Source organism: Psychrobacter sp. GP33 (genome assembly GCF_014119005.1).
Taxonomy (GTDB): domain Bacteria; phylum Pseudomonadota; class Gammaproteobacteria; order Pseudomonadales; family Moraxellaceae; genus Psychrobacter.
The window spans coordinates 1-16,619 of the sequence record NZ_JACGYX010000008.1 but is presented as its reverse complement, the minus strand read 5'-3'; the positions used below and the strand labels follow the sequence as shown (position 1 = coordinate 16,619).

Annotated in this window: 12 protein-coding genes and 2 tRNA genes; 7 read left to right on the top strand and 7 right to left on the bottom strand. The window is 41.7% G+C overall.

What is annotated here, in order from left to right; translation table 11 throughout:
• Positions 1-66 precede the first annotated feature (66 nt).
• Positions 67-432 (bottom strand): Spx/MgsR family RNA polymerase-binding regulatory protein, encoded by a 366-nt coding sequence (locus H2245_RS10525; RefSeq protein ID WP_182407347.1) that lies wholly within the window; start codon positions 430-432, stop codon positions 67-69.
• A 214-nt stretch (positions 433-646) separates the two neighbouring features.
• On the opposite strand from H2245_RS10525, the gene leuS reads away from it, so the two are divergent.
• From leuS to H2245_RS10490, 7 genes are all read left to right on the top strand, one after another.
• Entirely contained in the window at positions 647-3,361 is a 2,715-nt protein-coding gene (gene leuS / locus H2245_RS10520) for a leucine--tRNA ligase (RefSeq protein ID WP_182407346.1), read from the top strand.
• An 87-nt stretch (positions 3,362-3,448) separates the two neighbouring features.
• Positions 3,449-4,093 (top strand): LPS assembly lipoprotein LptE, encoded by a 645-nt coding sequence (gene lptE, locus H2245_RS10515; RefSeq protein ID WP_182407345.1) that lies wholly within the window; start codon positions 3,449-3,451, stop codon positions 4,091-4,093.
• Positions 4,094-4,185: 92 nt separating this feature from the next.
• Positions 4,186-5,250, top strand: coding sequence for a DNA polymerase III subunit delta (gene holA, locus H2245_RS10510; protein WP_182407344.1), 1,065 nt, complete (start codon positions 4,186-4,188; stop codon positions 5,248-5,250).
• A 191-nt stretch (positions 5,251-5,441) separates the two neighbouring features.
• Positions 5,442-6,809 (top strand): efflux RND transporter periplasmic adaptor subunit, encoded by a 1,368-nt coding sequence (locus H2245_RS10505; RefSeq protein ID WP_182407343.1) that lies wholly within the window; start codon positions 5,442-5,444, stop codon positions 6,807-6,809.
• Between the two features lie 125 nt (positions 6,810-6,934).
• Positions 6,935-8,935, top strand: a complete 2,001-nt coding sequence (locus H2245_RS10500) for a MacB family efflux pump subunit (RefSeq protein ID WP_182407342.1) — start codon at positions 6,935-6,937, stop codon at positions 8,933-8,935.
• Between the two features lie 289 nt (positions 8,936-9,224).
• A tRNA-Lys gene (locus H2245_RS10495) sits at positions 9,225-9,300 on the top strand.
• Between the two features lie 130 nt (positions 9,301-9,430).
• Positions 9,431-9,506: transfer RNA gene (locus tag H2245_RS10490), tRNA-Lys, on the top strand.
• Positions 9,507-9,624: 118 nt separating this feature from the next.
• Here H2245_RS10490 and H2245_RS10485 read toward each other — a convergent pair.
• The 6 genes from H2245_RS10485 to H2245_RS10460 form a co-directional block, all read right to left on the bottom strand.
• Positions 9,625-10,389 (bottom strand): MBL fold metallo-hydrolase, encoded by a 765-nt coding sequence (locus tag H2245_RS10485; protein ID WP_182407341.1) that lies wholly within the window; start codon positions 10,387-10,389, stop codon positions 9,625-9,627.
• Positions 10,390-10,647: 258 nt separating this feature from the next.
• On the bottom strand, positions 10,648-12,735 hold the full coding sequence (locus H2245_RS10480; RefSeq protein WP_182407340.1) for a catalase: 2,088 nt from the start codon (positions 12,733-12,735) through the stop codon (positions 10,648-10,650).
• Positions 12,736-13,112: 377 nt separating this feature from the next.
• The gene (locus H2245_RS10475) at positions 13,113-13,781 is read right to left on the bottom strand and encodes a DUF938 domain-containing protein (protein ID WP_182407339.1); all 669 of its coding nucleotides are present in this window, start codon (positions 13,779-13,781) and stop codon (positions 13,113-13,115) included.
• A gap of 17 nt (positions 13,782-13,798) precedes the next feature.
• Positions 13,799-14,263, bottom strand: coding sequence for a flavodoxin family protein (locus H2245_RS10470; RefSeq protein ID WP_182407338.1), 465 nt, complete (start codon positions 14,261-14,263; stop codon positions 13,799-13,801).
• Positions 14,264-14,315: 52 nt separating this feature from the next.
• On the bottom strand, positions 14,316-14,726 hold the full coding sequence (locus H2245_RS10465) for an OsmC family protein (protein WP_182407337.1): 411 nt from the start codon (positions 14,724-14,726) through the stop codon (positions 14,316-14,318).
• Positions 14,727-14,942: 216 nt separating this feature from the next.
• A complete protein-coding gene (locus H2245_RS10460) occupies positions 14,943-16,487 on the bottom strand; it encodes a DUF262 domain-containing protein (protein ID WP_182407336.1) in 1,545 nt (514 codons plus the stop codon).
• Positions 16,488-16,619 lie beyond the last annotated feature (132 nt).

Below are 16,619 nucleotides of genomic sequence, written 5' to 3'. Positions count from 1 at the left end.
TCATTGTCGTTTTTAACGAGGGTTCGATTTTTAGAGTTCAATGTTTTAGAGCTGAACGTTCACCAGTTACGCGAACATTTCGGTATATTTCGCTTTATCAAAACCGCATAATAATACCGCTTTACTCTTATAACTACCCTCTACTATCGGGCGTTTAATCATACTATTATTGGCGACCAGCAAACCAATCGCGCTATCGATATTTGCATCAGCCGCTTGCTTTTGCTCCTCTGTCAGCTTGCGCCAAGTGGTGCCGCGTTTATTGAGCACTTTCTCAATACCAAGCTCATCTACCCAGAGCTGAACACTGTCTTTATCAATACCTTGTTTTTTATAATCGTGAAACTTATAAGGAACGTCCAGCGTATCAAGTAAGGTTATGGCTTTTTTCATAGTGTCACAAGATTTAATGCCGTAAATGGTAATGGTCATTTTTGCTCCAATTGGTATGCGATTAACGTGTTTAGCGTTTGCATATCATGTATCAATTATTTAGACCCAGTCTACCATTTTAGTCATTAAAAATACCGCAAACCCTTTATACAATTGACCTATCATATCGTCGCAATTTTTGCCAAATTACGCTATGCTATGGCATTGTAAAAATTCACCCCTTTTTATTTGTGTTAACTAATTCGAGCCGACAATGAGCAACTTGCAAACCGACCAAACCAATAATCAAGCAAGCGGTCCTACTGAAACACCTATTAATACCTATCAGCCACAACTAATCGAAGCGCAGCAGCAGCAAAAATGGGCGACTGATAAGCGCTATGAAGTCAGTAATGAGCCAAGTGATAAGCCAAGCCGCTATATGCTATCTATGTTTCCGTACCCAAGTGGCAAGCTGCATATGGGGCACGTGCGCAACTATACGATATCTGACGTGCTCAGCCGCTATTATCGTTTAAAAGGCTTTGAAGTCATGCAGCCAATGGGCTGGGATGCATTTGGCTTGCCAGCAGAAAATGCAGCAATCGCCAATCAAACACCGCCTGCCAAGTGGACGTTTGATAATATTGATAACATGCGCGCGCAGCTTAAACTGCTGGGCTTGTCTGTAGATTGGTCACGTGAATTTGCCACCTGTAGCCCTGAGTATTATAAGTGGGAACAGTGGTTATTCTTGCAGTTGTACAAAAAAGGCATGGTGTATAAAAAGCTGTCTACCGTCAACTGGGATCCTGTTGACAATACCGTACTCGCAAATGAGCAAGTTATTGACGGTAAAGGCTGGCGTAGTGGCGCAGCAGTTGAAAAACGTGACATCCCTATGTATTACTTTAAAATCACCGATTATGCCGATGAGCTACTCGATGATTTGGATCAACTAGAAGGTCATTGGCCATCTGAAGTGCTCACCATGCAGCGCAATTGGATTGGGCGCAGTTCTGGTATGGAAGTACATTTTCCCTATACGTTAGAGGGTCAAGACAATACCTTAGATGTGTTCACTACCCGTCCGGACACCTTAATGGGTGTTACTTATGTGGCGGTTGCTGCTGAGCATCCATTGGCGCAATACGCCTCTGAACACAATGAAAAAATTGCGGCTTTCTGCGCTTTATGTAAAAAAGGCTCGGTGGCTGAAGCAGATTTGGCAAAAGCCGATAAAATTGGTATGGATACGGGGCTTACCGTCACCCACCCATTAACCGGCAAGCAAGTGCCAGTTTGGGTCGCTAACTATGTGTTAATGAGCTACGGTTCGGGTGCAGTCATGGCAGTTCCAGCACATGATGAACGCGATTATGAATTTGCTACCAAATACAAATTGCCAATCAAACAAGTTATCAATATCCCTGAAGGCTACTTTGATGAGCTAGATGCGGATGCCGCTGCTGATAATATTGAAAGTAATCGTGCTTATACCGAGCGTAATACTTTGGTAAATTCAGGCGAATTTGATGGTATGGATTTTGATCAAGCGTTTGAGGCGATGCTAGCCAAGCTTGCCCCGACAGAACTTGCCAATAAAAAGATTCAATATCGTCTGCGCGATTGGGGCGTGTCGCGCCAGCGTTATTGGGGTTGCCCTATTCCTATGGTGAACTGTGAGCACTGCGGCACCGTTCCAGTCGAAGAGCAAGATTTGCCGGTTATTTTGCCCACTGACGTCGTTCCTGATGGTCGCGGCAATCCGCTTAAAAATATCCCAGAATTCGTAAATACCACTTGTCCAAAATGTGGTAATCCTGCTGAGCGTGAAACTGATACCTTCGATACCTTTGTTGAGTCAAGCTGGTATTACGCACGTTTTGCTAGTCCGCATGATGATACCAATATGGTTAATAAGCCTGCGGCAAATAAATGGCTGCCGGTTGACCAATATATCGGCGGCGTAGAACATGCGGTGATGCATCTGCTTTATGCCCGCTTCTTCCACAAGCTGATGCGTGATGAAAACCTTGTTTCTGGCGATGAGCCCTTTGCCAATTTGATGACTCAAGGCATGGTACTTGCCGGTACTTTTTACCGTGTGAACAGCGATGGCAGCACTACTTATTATTTCACTCAAGATGTGGATATTGATTTTAATGAGCGTGGTCAGCCGATTAAAGCGATATTAAAAGCCGATGGTCTACCAGTCACTATTGGCAAAATCGAAAAAATGTCGAAGTCAAAAAATAATGGTATTGACCCACAAACTACCATCGATCAATATGGTGCCGACACCGTGCGTCTGTATACGTTATTTACTGCCCCTGCTGACCAAACGCTTGAATGGTCAGACGATGCGCTAAAAGGTCCTTATAACTTTGTTAAAAAAGTATGGCGCATTGCTACTGTGCATCTTCAAGCATTGAGCGATGCTGACTTAAATCTTGAGACGCTTAATAATACCCCTTTAAACACTGAAGGTTTAACCAAAGCCGCCAAAGCGTTGCGCCGTAAAACACATGAAACCATTGCGAAATTTGATAATGACCTTGGTGAGCGATTGGCATTAAATACGCCGGTTTCAAGCTTGATGGAATTGTCCAATGAGCTTGCCAGCTTTAATGCCAGCAGCGCGCAGGACTTACAAGTTCAGCATGAAGCATTAATTGATTTACTAATTATGCTGTCAGTATATGCCCCGCACGTGGGTGAGCATTTACTTGAGCAGTTGGGTCTGGATACGCAAACACTGACCTACCCTGCGGTCGATACTAGCGCTTTGGTACAAGATATGGTCACCATGGTGATTCAGGTTAATGGTAAAGTACGCGGTAAGATGGATGTTGCCCCTAATAGCGATCCCGAGCAATTAAAGGCGCAAGCACGTACTATTGATAGTGTCGCGAAACATATTACTGGCGAGATCAAAAAAGAAATCGTCGTGCCTAATAAATTGGTTAATATCGTAGTAGCCAATTAAACGCATTTAGCCTTTTTACTTAAGATAAGGATAGCGATTATGTCGTGCCCACATCAATCAGCTTTAAAGCATAGGCACTTTAAAAGAATGCGTGCTAATACCGTCGCTCGTCTGTTGTTAGCGACCTTGCCATTGCTGACGGTGATGGGTACGACAAGTTTGCTAGCAGGCTGTGGCTTTCATCTGCGTGGTTATGATGCACCGCTGCGTTTTGAGATGGCAAAAACTGCCATTATCATTGATGATAATCGTACCTCATTTCCTTTAAAGCTTCCTCTAACTCAACGCTTGAAATCTTTAGGTGTGGATGTAGTTGATAGTAGCGCTATTAGAGGCTCAGCTACTAGCGCTGAGCAAATAGCGATTATCAATGTGGATAACATACGCTTTAAACGTTATGAGCTGGTCGGCGTCTTGACTGAAATCAGGTTGGTAATATCTGCGGATGTCACTTATAAAACCCTGCAAGACGGTAAACCTGTTACCTTGACCAATCCTATCCAGGTCGAGCGCAGTTACCAATACAATGAAGCGTCAGTCAGTACTGATGATCAGCAGGGCACGCAAATCCGTGATTGGTTGTACGAAAGTTTAGCACGGCGGATTGCTGATCAATATGTAGCGATTAACTTACCTAAAAAGACAGCGGCTACCGCTAAAAGCACAGCACCACTTCTGAAAAATGGAGTGACAACAAGAGATGAAGCGGCTGTTATCGTGCCTAGCCATTAGTGTAGTGTTAACATAGTTTTTAAACACTGTTTTTGTTGCTGGTCTTTTTATAGTAGCATTCTTCTATTGTACCTTTTGATAGACCCTCTGTTATGCAACAAACCTTTATACAAGCGTACCCCAAACTGCTGCAACCCTCGGTTGCAGTCGCTGGACTGTGGATCGCGCATGGAGATGAGCCATTGCTGAGTCAATGGCTGATTGATGCCTTGCGACCGCATTGGCACACGCAAAATTATGCAATCAAGCGTATTGAGCTGGTATCAGTTAAGAGCTGGCAAGAAGTGCTTGCCGAGCTTGGCAGCTTATCGCTGTTTGATGATGCCAGTGCGCTGATTGTTACCGGCAACCATAAACCTGATAAAGCCGTTACTTCTGAATTAGAGCGATTCGCGATTGAGGCACAAGCCGGCACTCACAGTAATAGCTTGTTGTGGCTAACCTCAAAGCTGGATCGCCGCGCCCAAACGGGCAAATGGTTTACTCCGTTTGCACAATACGGTCATGTGATTGATTGCAATTTATATGATGAACGTCAGCGCCAACAGTTGTTACAAGTACAGGCACAACAGTTTGGCTTAACCTTATCACAAGACGCATGGCAGCTTTTGATGTCGCATACGGAGCATCACCTGCTTAGCGCCTATCAAACTTTGTGGCGACTGTCCTACTTATTTGCACCAGAGTTAGCAGAAAATTCAAGACGCCTTGATGCCAAACCAAGCAAAATACCTTCAAACGTGGCATTAGATCTTACCGATTTACAAGCGGCATTGGTTAGCGATGCTCAATTTAGTGTATTTGACTTGTCCGATGCCATGCTTGCTGGTCATAGTACACAGGTGGCAAAAATCATTTTGCAATTACAAGCCAGTGATGAACCCACAACTTTAGTACTGTGGGCGATTAGCAAAGACATGCGTCATATTTTGGCACTACTTGATGGTCAAGATCCACAAACACTTGGCATTTGGCGCAGCAAACAAGGATCATACCAACAAGCATGTCGACGCCTATCTCCTGCCCAAACTGTAGTCTGGGCGGATCTCATTTACCGCTGTGATCAGGCGATTAAAGGTATTGTTCGTCAGCCCGCTTGGGAGTTATTATTACAAGCTGCCCTAGAAGTGTCGGGAAAACGATTATTTACACTTTAATTTGCTATATCTTGTCCTTCCCATCACTCCTCTGATTTTCCTATTTCATGGACTCTCTCAGCTTTATTTGTAGATAGTCTGATACCTGAGTCTCTCTTGTCTTAACCTTTCGCAAACTAACCCTCATTCCCTTTTCGCCTTGAAGCCTTTACTATAGCCATACTTGTTTGAATTGGTATGGGATAGTGGTTATGCGCAAGATTAGCAAGAAAAAGGCGGTAAGGTGGGCGGTCATTGCGCTCATTGCTATTATATTTATTGCTCTAGCTTATAAATTTTTAAAACCAAAAGCAGAGTCGCCGAATTATATTACCGCGACCGCTGAGATTGGTGATATTGAAAATAACGTCATGGCATCCGGTAAAGTTAAAGCCTTAAATACCGTTGATGTTGGCGCGCAAGTATCAGGCGAGGTTAAGAAACTATTTGTGGAAGTTGGTGACGAGGTACAAAAAGGCGATCTGATTGCTCAGATTGATCAAGTTACCCAAAAAAATAACTTAACCAACCAACAAGCCAGCCTTGATCAAAGCATAGCCGCTATTCAAAGTGCAGAGGCAGAAGCATTAAGCCGGGAGGCTAGCTTAAAAAGTGCTTATACAGACCTTGCCAGCCGTCAGTCTGAGCTAAAACAAACGCAAAATGACTTCAGTCGTCTGCAATCTTTAGTTGCTATTGATGCCATCTCTCAACAAGAGTATGACACTCAAGCAACCCGAGTAGATACTGCTAAAGCTGCAGTTGCCAATGCACGCGCTGCTATTGATACCGCCAAAGCGACTATTACCACTGCCAAAGCCAACATTAACAGTCAGCAAGCAGCGTTACGCAAATCACAAACCAACGTCAGTACCGCGCAAGAAGACCTCAGTTATACCACTATTCGTGCGCCCATAGCTGGTACTGTCGTGTCTATCACTGCCGAACAAGGCACCACGGTTAATGCCAATCAAACCGCACCAACCATTGTTACTTTAGCCGACTTGTCCACGGTGCGCATTAATGCGCAAATCTCTGAAGCGGACGTCATTAACGTACAGCCCAATCTGCCAGTATATTTTAATATTATTGGCAATCCTGATAAAAAATACGATGCCGTGCTCAAGGCAATTGAGCCTGCGCCAGAGCGTATCAGTGAGACAAGCTCCACCGATGCTGCCATTTATTATGTCGGCTATATCGAAGTCCCTAACTCTGAGCGCCGCTTTCGTATTGATATGACTGCGCAAGTTTATATTATTGTCAATCAAGCTAAAAACGCTCTGTTAATCCCTTCTGCTGCCCTACAACCTGCCAGCAAGTCTAAAAAAAGTAGAAATAACAAAGCACCTGCAAGTAATGCAAAAAATAATGTAGAAAGCGATACTAACATTACTACTGCTACCGTTCGCGTTTTAAAAGCTGAGGGTAACGTTGTTGAACAAACCGTTAAAGTGGGTATTAATAATCGAGTAAATGCCCAAATATTAAGTGGCTTAACCGTTGGTGATGAAGTTATTTTAAGCGAAGAAGGACCTGCAAACGCTAAAAAAGGTGGCAGAGGTGGTAGACCCTTTTAACTAGCACTCTTAAAAGAACAAGCTTAAAAGAATAGCTGAGCATAGAAGACCATTCGTTACATATCCCGTAGCAAAAGATAAGCATTGATATAGACTGAAATCGATTGATACAGGCAGCATGACCCATGAGTAATCAAGAATCCAATTCAAATGCCATGAGCGATGTTCCCTTAATGCAAGTTAAGGGTTTAATTAAAGAATTTAAAGCCGGTGAGCAAATTATACGGGTGCTGCATGATATTAATTTAACCATTAATCAAGGCGAAATGGTTGCTATTATTGGTCAATCAGGCTCGGGCAAATCTACGTTAATGAATATATTAGGCTGCTTGGATCAAGCAACAGCTGGCAGTTACACTATCTTTGGACAATCTGCGAGCCAATTAGAAGCTGATGAGTTAGCAAAACTGCGCCGTGAGCATTTTGGCTTTATTTTCCAGCGTTATCATCTACTGGGCGATATCAGTGCCCGTGATAACGTTGCGGTTCCAGCGGTATATGCTGGTATGGATAGCTCGGCGCGCAGCGAACGTGCTGAACAACTACTGACTGATTTAGGTCTCGCAGACAAGATAAACAATCGACCAAACCAACTGTCAGGTGGGCAACAGCAGCGTGTTTCTATCGCTCGTGCACTAATGAACGGTGGCGACATTATCTTAGCGGATGAGCCAACCGGCGCTCTTGACAGTAAGTCTGGTGAAGATGTGATGCAAATACTGCGGAACTTAAATGCCCAAGGTCACACAATTATCATGGTCACCCATGACCCCAAAATTGCTGAACAAGCTGAGCGTGTCATTGAAATTAAAGACGGCTATATTATTGCTGACTATAAAAACGAACATTACCAACACTCGCACCTTAAGCCTGAGTCTATCTTAGAACAGCACCGTAAAAGTGCCTTTAGCAGCTTTATTGACCGATTATTCGAAGCCTTTAAAATGTCGCTGCTTGCCATGCGCGCTCATAAAATGCGCACTTTACTGACCATGCTGGGTATTATCATTGGTATTGCCTCTGTGGTCTCGGTTGTTGGCATTGGTAAAGGCTCTCAAGCGCAAATCTTGACTAATATCAGCTCGCTGGGCACCAACACCATCACCGTCTCTGATGGCTACCCCTACGGCGACCCCAGACGCCAATATAACGATGACAATCTTACCCCACAAGATGCACAAGCGGTTGCAGACCAACCCTACGTGATCAGCGTCAGTCCACAAATCAATAGCAATACTAATGTGCGCTACCGCAACATTCAAGAAGCCGCGAGCATTAGTGGCGTGGGTAAAGACTATTTGGACGTCACCGGAGAAACTCTGATACAAGGTCAAGGCTTTGATGAACAAAGTATCTTAAAGCGCACCCAAGACATCATTATTGATGACAATGCTAAACGGACGTTTTTTGCCGACAAACCAAACCCTATCGGCGAAGTGATTTTAATCGGTAGTGTACCGGGACGCGTCATTGGTGTATTGGCAGCCAATGATGGTGGTTTTGGTCGTGGCAGTGCAGATTCTCCAACCTTATACATGCCTTACACCACCATGATGTCACGTATCAAAGGTACTGCCTATATTGGCAGCTTTGTGGCACTTATCGATAACAACATTTCATCCGCAGCGGCTGAATCTGCCATTTCAGATTTAATTAAAAGTCGTCATGGAGCCGATGATTTTCGCATACGCAACTCAGACTCTATCCGTCAAACCATTGAAGCTACTACCGCAACACTCACTCTACTTATCTCATCGATTGCTATTATCTCTTTAATTGTTGGCGGCATTGGGGTTATGAATATTATGTTGGTCTCCGTTACCGAGCGGACCAATGAGATTGGTGTACGTATGGCAGTCGGAGCGCGGCAGAGTGATATTATGCAGCAGTTTTTGATAGAAGCAGTACTGGTATGTATTTTAGGTGGTCTTTTAGGCATTAGTCTTGCTTTTGGCATTGGTGAGCTGATTAATCGCGTGGGTGGAGAGAGTTTTAAAGTGATTTATTCCTCTACCTCTATCATTGCCGCTTTCCTCTGCTCAACGCTTATAGGCGTCGTTTTTGGTTTCCTGCCTGCACGCAACGCTGCTAAACTTGATCCGGTCGATGCCTTATCTAGAGATTAACTTACCGTTATCCATTTTTATAAATAATTAACACTCCTTAAAAAAGATTAACCACGTTTAGAAAGCTGATATTTTAGAGAAATACTATAAAAAACCACTTTTTTTCTTAAAACCTGCTTTTTTTCTTAAAAATAGAGTTTTTTTAGAATTATAGGGTTGCAATTGCCATGATTATATATATAATGTGCTCTCACGTTTAGAGATAGAAATAACTAAACGCGAAGGAAGTCTAGTATTAAGGATTTCAACTTGTAGAGTTAAAAAGCATTGCTTTTTTATAGTCTCTTCAGGGCCGTTAGCTCAGTCGGTAGAGCAGTTGACTTTTAATCAATTGGTCCCGCGTTCGAATCGCGGACGGCCCACCATCTTTAGTATCGCTTCTTATATTCGTTATTATCTTTTTAGGTAATCGCATGATAAGATAGTTTAGTTAGACCCATCCCTTAGGATGGTAGCTTATAGAGTTAAAAAACCTCGGTTTTTATTATCTCTTTAGGGCCGATAGCTCAGTTGGTAGAGCAGTTGACTTTTAATCAATTGGTCCCGCGTTCGAGTCGCGGTCGGCCCACCATATTCGAAAAGCTCAGTCATTCACTTGACTGAGCTTTTTTTTTGCTTAGCATTTACGTTATTTAAAATTATGTTGAAAGCTATTTTATTAGCCAGTATCGTATGACTGTTTGCTTGAATTACTTTACTATCCTATTTGGCTTCCATAACAGTTTATGACGAATAGTATCTTTTACTGTACGTTGATGCGTTGGCGCTTGCTTGATTAATGTATCAAACGTCGCTTCATCAATTATGAGTTCTCCCCCATGTGCCATCATGACATTAGAAGGCTGTAAATTTTTCACTTTTTGCAAAGAGTGAATATAAGCTTTTGGATCATAAATCGGAAATGGCGCCACGAATTTATGGCGTAGCTTAATAATCAAATCTGCGGTATAAATTTGTCGACTGGGCAAATGCAATAATGACAAGTCTCTATCGGTATGTCCTGGCGTCTCCAACACTTGCCAGTCCTCAAAGTTAGGAATAGCATCGCTCTCTTGCACTGTCTTATCTGCTTGAAGGTGAGCTGGATACCATAGTCGTCTAAACGGACGACCTTGACGCTTAGCAACATAATGCGCAAGCCCGGTATCCACTAGATGCATAAGCTGACCACCTATACCGTGATACCATTGTATGGGTTTATCAGCCGATACAATCTGACAACCAGTGGCGCGTCTTAATTGATGGGCACCACCAGCATGATCAGGATGCATATGAGTCACCATTACCACTTTTAAGTCGCTAGTAGGGCGCTGTAGCGTGGTCTGTATGTAGTTCAGTATCATAAGCACATCAGGGCGACAGCAGCCATCAAGGAGCAATAATTTATCGGGATACACAGCCAAATAAATACTCTGGATATAACCTTCTAAACGTACTATTTCACATAAACTCATAATCCATCCTTATCTCGTATTCTGCCCTGTTCTCATCGGTCATCTGTGAATATCAGTGACTCTGATTTCATTGACTTAGTATAACCTCGCTACTATTAGCCAAATACATTTTGCATGAACGCTGGCGTTTATTGACCAGTAAAAATTAACCATGACAGTTAAGAATATAAGTTAACCATATCCGCTTATAATACAAAAACTCAGCACGATGGCTGAGTTTAAGGAATATTGTTAATAGAACCATTTATTTAAAAGCGGTTAAGCCAGATCACGCACCTTCGGCTCACGCTCCCACAGACGCGACTTCGCATTATCAATAAAGGCATCTAAATCAGCCAGTGGCGTGACAAAGCTGTCTTTTTCAATCGGCAATTTGCTTAGGATAAACTCATCGGTCGCACCGCAATAGGCAATCGCTTTGCAGTGTACATAAGCATCAGTGAACCAATCTAGTGTGGCGCTGTCTTTAGCAAGCTTCTTTGCTTGCTCTGGCATAATGATACTAACGACCGCATCAAACATTACTGACGGACCGCCTGCTACGCGCTCATCAGCTTGTATAACGGTATCATCATCCAACTTAACCTCTTTGTTTGGTGCAATGATTTTAACGCTCGCGCCTTCTCCTTTTGCTGCCTCTTCAAATTTCTTAATTTCGCTATGTTTTGAGCCTTCTGCAACCAATATCCCAACCATGCGACCTTTTAATGTCTTAGGCGTACGCCCAATCGTTTGTAGTACCTCAGATGTCGCCAAGTCTTGTATCGGTGCAGCAGTCTCTGCCGCTTCTGGTAATTGCATACCCAGCGCTGTTGCCACCCGATTCGCCAAATCTTCATCAATATTAATCAGATGACCAAGCATACGCGTACGCACATGCGCCGTATCTACTTTACCCAGCTCAAATGCGTATGCAGAGGCAATGTGTGCTTGCTCAATTGGTGTTTGGCTACGATAGAACATACGTGGCTGGCTATAATGATCCGCAAAACTTTCAGCGCGCACGCGACCTTTAACGCCATCATCTAGCGTCTCGGCGAAAGACGCAAAGCCTTTTTTCGCACTCTCACGTGGACGCGTTGGATCAAGACTTTGTGGTTCATACAACACACGAGTTTTTGGCACGTGCATCTGCATATGACCATCTTGCTGATTATTAGCAAACGGGCATTTTGGCGCGTTGATTGGTATTTGAGCAAAATTCGGTGAGCCCAAACGCGATAGCTGAGTATCTAGATAACTAAAAAGACGACCTTGTAATAACGGGTCATTACTAAAATCGATACCAGGGGGCAGATGCGATGGACAAAATGCTACTTGCTCTGTTTCAGCAAAGAAATTATCCGGATAGCGATTGAGTACCATTTTACCGATGATTTTTACTGGTACCAATTCTTCTGGAATCAGTTTGGTGGCATCTAGATGATCAAATGGAAATTCATTGGCTTCGTCTTCGGTAAATAACTGAACGCCAAATTCCCACTCTGGATAATCGCCATTATTAATCGACTCGAATAAATCACGGCGATGATAATCAGGATCAGCACCCGATATTTTTACTGCTTCATCCCATGTGGTGGACTGTACGCCCAATACTGGCTTCCAATGGAAACGCACAAAGGTACTTTTGCCATCTTTATTGATCAGGCGATAACTGTGAATACCAAAGCCTTCCATCATGCGTAGGCTACGTGGTAATCCGCGATCACTCATGACCCAAATCAAATTGTGCATGGTTTCAGGGCTGAGTGAGACAAAATCCCAAAAGGTATCATGAGCAGATGCAGCTTGCGGAAATCCGCGATCCGGTTCAGGTTTGACCGCATGTACAAGGTCTGGGAACTTCATGGCATCTTGGATAAAGAAAATCGGCATATTGTTACCAACGATATCCCAATTGCCCTCTTCCGTATAAATTTTTACCGCAAAACCACGCACATCGCGCGGGGTGTCTTTTGAACCTTTACTACCGGCAACCGTAGAAAAACGAGTAAATAATGGCGTTTTTTTACCGGTTTCGCTTAAAATTTTCGCCGTTGTAAATTCTTCTAAAGATTCTGTCAGTTCAAAATAACCGTGCGCTGCACTGCCTCGCGCATGGACAATACGCTCTGGAATACGCTCATGATCAAAATGATTGATTTTTTCACGTAAGACAAAATCTTCTAACAACGTTGGTCCACGTGCGCCAATCTTTAGCGAGTTTTGATTGTCGGATATTACCACCCCTTGCTGGGTAGTGAGCAGATTACTGTCATCATCGGCACGCTGATGGGTCTCACCCCCATGTCCACGTGTCGGATTCATCGTTTTGGCGGGGTCGGTATGATCAATATTTGTTTTCATTATCCATCCTGGCTATTATTGTAGTTGATTATAGATAAAAGATGCTTGTTACCATGCTTACAGACGTGCTTATATACAAAGCAGATGCTGTCTTTTTCACGCATAACGATTTATCTTAAGCAAAAAATAAGTTAACGTTGTTGATGTTTAGTTAAAAATTACATAGTTTAACAACGAGTTAGCGGAACAGATAATACAGAGAATATCTAAAGTAAGATAAAGAAAAATAGAAAGACTAACACTAAAAATTTATCAGGCATAAGGAAAATATTAATATTAGTAGGTAAGAATATGAGAATAAATCATTAAGCAAAAAGCGCATTTAAATAGTATTTTTTAACACGGTAGACTTAAAAATAATCCATGAGTAAAAGACATCACACTGTCTTTTCAAACCCCAATTTTTCAAACACCAATAATTGATTATTAGCAGGCATATCATGGTTAAACTTTAATGTTAATTGATGCGTTTCTGCCAGCTCAATAATGGCTTCTATATCACGTATCCCACTACCAGAATCACGCTGGCGTAACATAGCATCAAACCGGCGATTACCAGCGCTGGTATATTTACCCTGTACATTAAATGGCCCATATATAATCAACTTTCCGTGTGCGGGTAACGCCTGTGCCGTTAAAGCAAATAGGTTTTTAACCAACGACCAATCAATGATATGCAGTGTATTCGCGGTGAATACGGCATCATAAGGCTGATGGATATCAGGGTTAAACGGTAATACATTTTGTGCTAAATCGAATATTAAGGGCGAATATAAATTAGGCGCAGGATAAGCCTCGTGCCATGCCTTAATAATGTCATGATTTGCGCTAACGTCACTGGTTTGCCATTTTAAATGTGCAAGTTGCGGGGCAAAATAGACACTATGTTGACCTGTGCCTGAACCAATCTCTAATACATGACGCGCAGCCTGTAGCTCTTGCTGTAAAATCGCTAAGATAGGACGCTTGTTATTCTCGCATGCTTGAGAAAACGGTAACGCCGCGCTCGCATTTACATCTGCATTACCTAAATTGTCATTACTCATAGTTATCTCTATAAAAACTAATAGATACCTGCCTCGACCCCAGCTGCCAGCGTCATCGCTAGCTCTTCGACTTGTTCAGTAAAACTTTCTTGCCAATCACCTTGCAGAATAAGTGCTTCTTGAATCCATTCCCAACGTAGCCCCGTCGTAATCGTCTTGATAGCAAGCTTAGTACCCGTACCATCATGACCTGCTCGAATATATAAGGCAAACGGCATGCCCTGCTTTTTCTCTAACACCGGATAATAACAGCGATCAAAGAAGTCTTTGGTCAGCCCTGCCATATAAGCTAAGTTTTCAGTCGTACCTAATAACAAAACATCTGCGGCTAGCACATCTTCAGGCTGGGTATCTTGTGGTAACTTTAATATGACATTGATATCTAAATCAGGATGACTAGCACCAGCATAAGCCGCGTGAGCCAATTTTTTGGTATTCGTCGATGGTGCATGAGCGACAATAAGCAAGGTTTTGGTAGCCATATTAATCACCATGATAGAGGTTACTAGTTTTTGGAATTAGTAATTCTTAGAATCAATAGCTCTTAGAATCAATAGTCACTTTTTGAATAATATCAGGATGGATGCTCTTAGCTACTGGGCACGTGAGCGCGGTGTTATAGAATATCTTTTGCGTTTTCTCATCTAACGCTTGATTAAAAGTAATCGCAACATGTATTTCACTAACCCGTCTTGGGTCAGCTGCCATCACTTTAGTTACTTCAGCTGTAGTACCTGCAATATGAATATCCATATCGCGAGCTTTAATACCGATAATGGTCAACATACAACTGGCTAAGCTAGTCGCCAATAAATCAGTCGGTGAAAATGCTTCGCCTTTACCTTGGTTATCAACTGGTGCGTCAGTAATGATTTCATTATTTGATTGCAAGTGAATAGCGCTAGTACGCAAGTCGCCTTGATAAGTTACTTTTGAGGTTGTCATAGGGTTCTCTTCCATAGTTGTTTTTAGATTATCGTTTTATAAAAACTCTAAATAGATTGCTGACACGCAAGAAATATTTTGGACCTTTTATAAAAAGAGTCGATATAAAATACTATTTTAACTCTATATATCTAATGCAATTTTATTGTAAAGCGAAGAACATATTGCGAAGTAAAAAGTAACAAACTACATCACTTTGACAACTTTAATAAAATTCTAATTTTTATAAGTTGTGTTGCAATATGGATGAGAAAGCTGTGCATTGCTCAGCAAACCAGTTCCCCCATCTTCTTTACGAACTTTATGATCGATTGAAATAGATTTTTGATGAAGAATCCCTCCGCATATTTTACATTTCGGAGAAGCTTTAATTGCCTCAGAAATATATGCTGCGCTTTTCGTCGACCTTGAAAATGATAGGGAAACAGTTTCTTCTTGATGTATTTCGTCCAAATTTAGATATGCAAACTCTGCTGATTTACTTAGTTCAACTAATACTTTATCGGATGAGGTCGCATTACTAAGATTATCAAGGATAGCATGGAAAAACTTAACCAAAGGTGCTACAGCTTTATTAGCTTGTCGCGCCTTTCGAACTATTTGTTGAATTAATATATCAGATTTAATAATGATACTTTCAAATTCAGCTCTATTTTGAGTGAAAATATTTAATTTCTTACTATTTGAAAGCTCCTCAATGAAGACAATTGTTGCATGAAAGCAACTGACTCTGAAATTTCCTGATCGACTATAAATATATACGGCTGGATGCAGACCTAAAGAAGATGGATGAATATCGTTTATTCGTTGCATAGATTTTTTAATTTTAACTAGAGCTTTAAGAGTCTCTTCTCCAGTAGTGTCCTCTTCAGTATTATTAATACCTAACAACTTCACAAGCTCGAATACCATTGATAGTGAGTTACTAGCATGGTTTTTTCCACCTAGTGGTAGGTCTAAGGTTTTAATCGGTGTTAAAAGCTCTGGTTTGAAAATTAATGAATTGATTATTTCAGCTTCTTTTTGAATTTTATGAGCTAAACTTGCTTCGAATACGCTCCAGTATTTATATCCTTGACCACCACGCAAAATAGCTCTAGAACACAATCCAGCTGGCTTTCTTCTAGCTTCTAATATTGCGATCTCAGTATCACTAATTGGTGTAGATGATTGATTTATTTTAAAAAAACTACTTTCGGCTTTTTTAGAATCACCATCTACCCACTGTAATTGCAGTGCTCTTGTACCAAAACTCTTTAATCTTTTTTTGACATGTTCAGCTGCAATATCTGGTTCATATAGAGCATCTTTAAAGTCTTTATATGCACCAATATCTCGATTTATAATTTCGCGGGCTTTCTTTGCAATTTCTAATTGTTGCTCCGGTATAGCATTATCAAAGAACTTTCTAGAAATTCTTCCATCACCATAATCATCATTAACCCATGCAGAAATCGCGCTAATTCTATGAGCTCCATCAATTACAAATGTATAACTATCAGCATACTTCCAAAGAATGATAGCAGGAACCAAATCTCCATCTAAAAAGCTTTTAACAAGATCTTTAACCTTTTCAGCATCCCACTCGTTAGTTTCACGCTGGAAATCCGGTTTGCGTAGTGAAGAAAAGAAAAATCCTGGTATTTCAAAGTCAGCATAACTTAATGTAGTTTTGTGAGGTCCCTGTGAACTATGGGATTGATCCTCAACTTCAAAGTCATCACGCCCAATAAGTGCGTCTAAAAACAATTTCTGTGCCATACCATATCCTTGATTGTATTTTAATTATAATAATTCTTCGCCTTACGAATCTAACACTAATGTTTAATTTTTAGTAAACTTACATTTATCAGTTTATAACAATTGAGTCTAAGATATCATTTTAGCCAACCT

Excerpts from the sequence above, each read along its gene's own strand:
- H2245_RS10525 (WP_182407347.1), bottom strand. The coding sequence starts at position 432 with ATGACCATTACCATTTACGGCATTAAATCTTGTGACACTATGAAAAAA.
- leuS (WP_182407346.1), top strand. The coding sequence starts at position 647 with ATGAGCAACTTGCAAACCGACCAAACCAATAATCAAGCAAGCGGTCCT.
- lptE (WP_182407345.1), top strand. The coding sequence starts at position 3,449 with ATGCGTGCTAATACCGTCGCTCGTCTGTTGTTAGCGACCTTGCCATTG.
- holA (WP_182407344.1), top strand. The coding sequence starts at position 4,186 with ATGCAACAAACCTTTATACAAGCGTACCCCAAACTGCTGCAACCCTCG.
- H2245_RS10505 (WP_182407343.1), top strand. The coding sequence starts at position 5,442 with ATGCGCAAGATTAGCAAGAAAAAGGCGGTAAGGTGGGCGGTCATTGCG.
- H2245_RS10500 (WP_182407342.1), top strand. The coding sequence starts at position 6,935 with ATGAGTAATCAAGAATCCAATTCAAATGCCATGAGCGATGTTCCCTTA.
- H2245_RS10485 (WP_182407341.1), bottom strand. The coding sequence starts at position 10,389 with ATGAGTTTATGTGAAATAGTACGTTTAGAAGGTTATATCCAGAGTATT.
- H2245_RS10480 (WP_182407340.1), bottom strand. The coding sequence starts at position 12,735 with ATGAAAACAAATATTGATCATACCGACCCCGCCAAAACGATGAATCCG.
- H2245_RS10475 (WP_182407339.1), bottom strand. The coding sequence starts at position 13,781 with ATGAGTAATGACAATTTAGGTAATGCAGATGTAAATGCGAGCGCGGCG.
- H2245_RS10470 (WP_182407338.1), bottom strand. The coding sequence starts at position 14,263 with ATGGCTACCAAAACCTTGCTTATTGTCGCTCATGCACCATCGACGAAT.
- H2245_RS10465 (WP_182407337.1), bottom strand. The coding sequence starts at position 14,726 with ATGACAACCTCAAAAGTAACTTATCAAGGCGACTTGCGTACTAGCGCT.
- H2245_RS10460 (WP_182407336.1), bottom strand. The coding sequence starts at position 16,487 with ATGGCACAGAAATTGTTTTTAGACGCACTTATTGGGCGTGATGACTTT.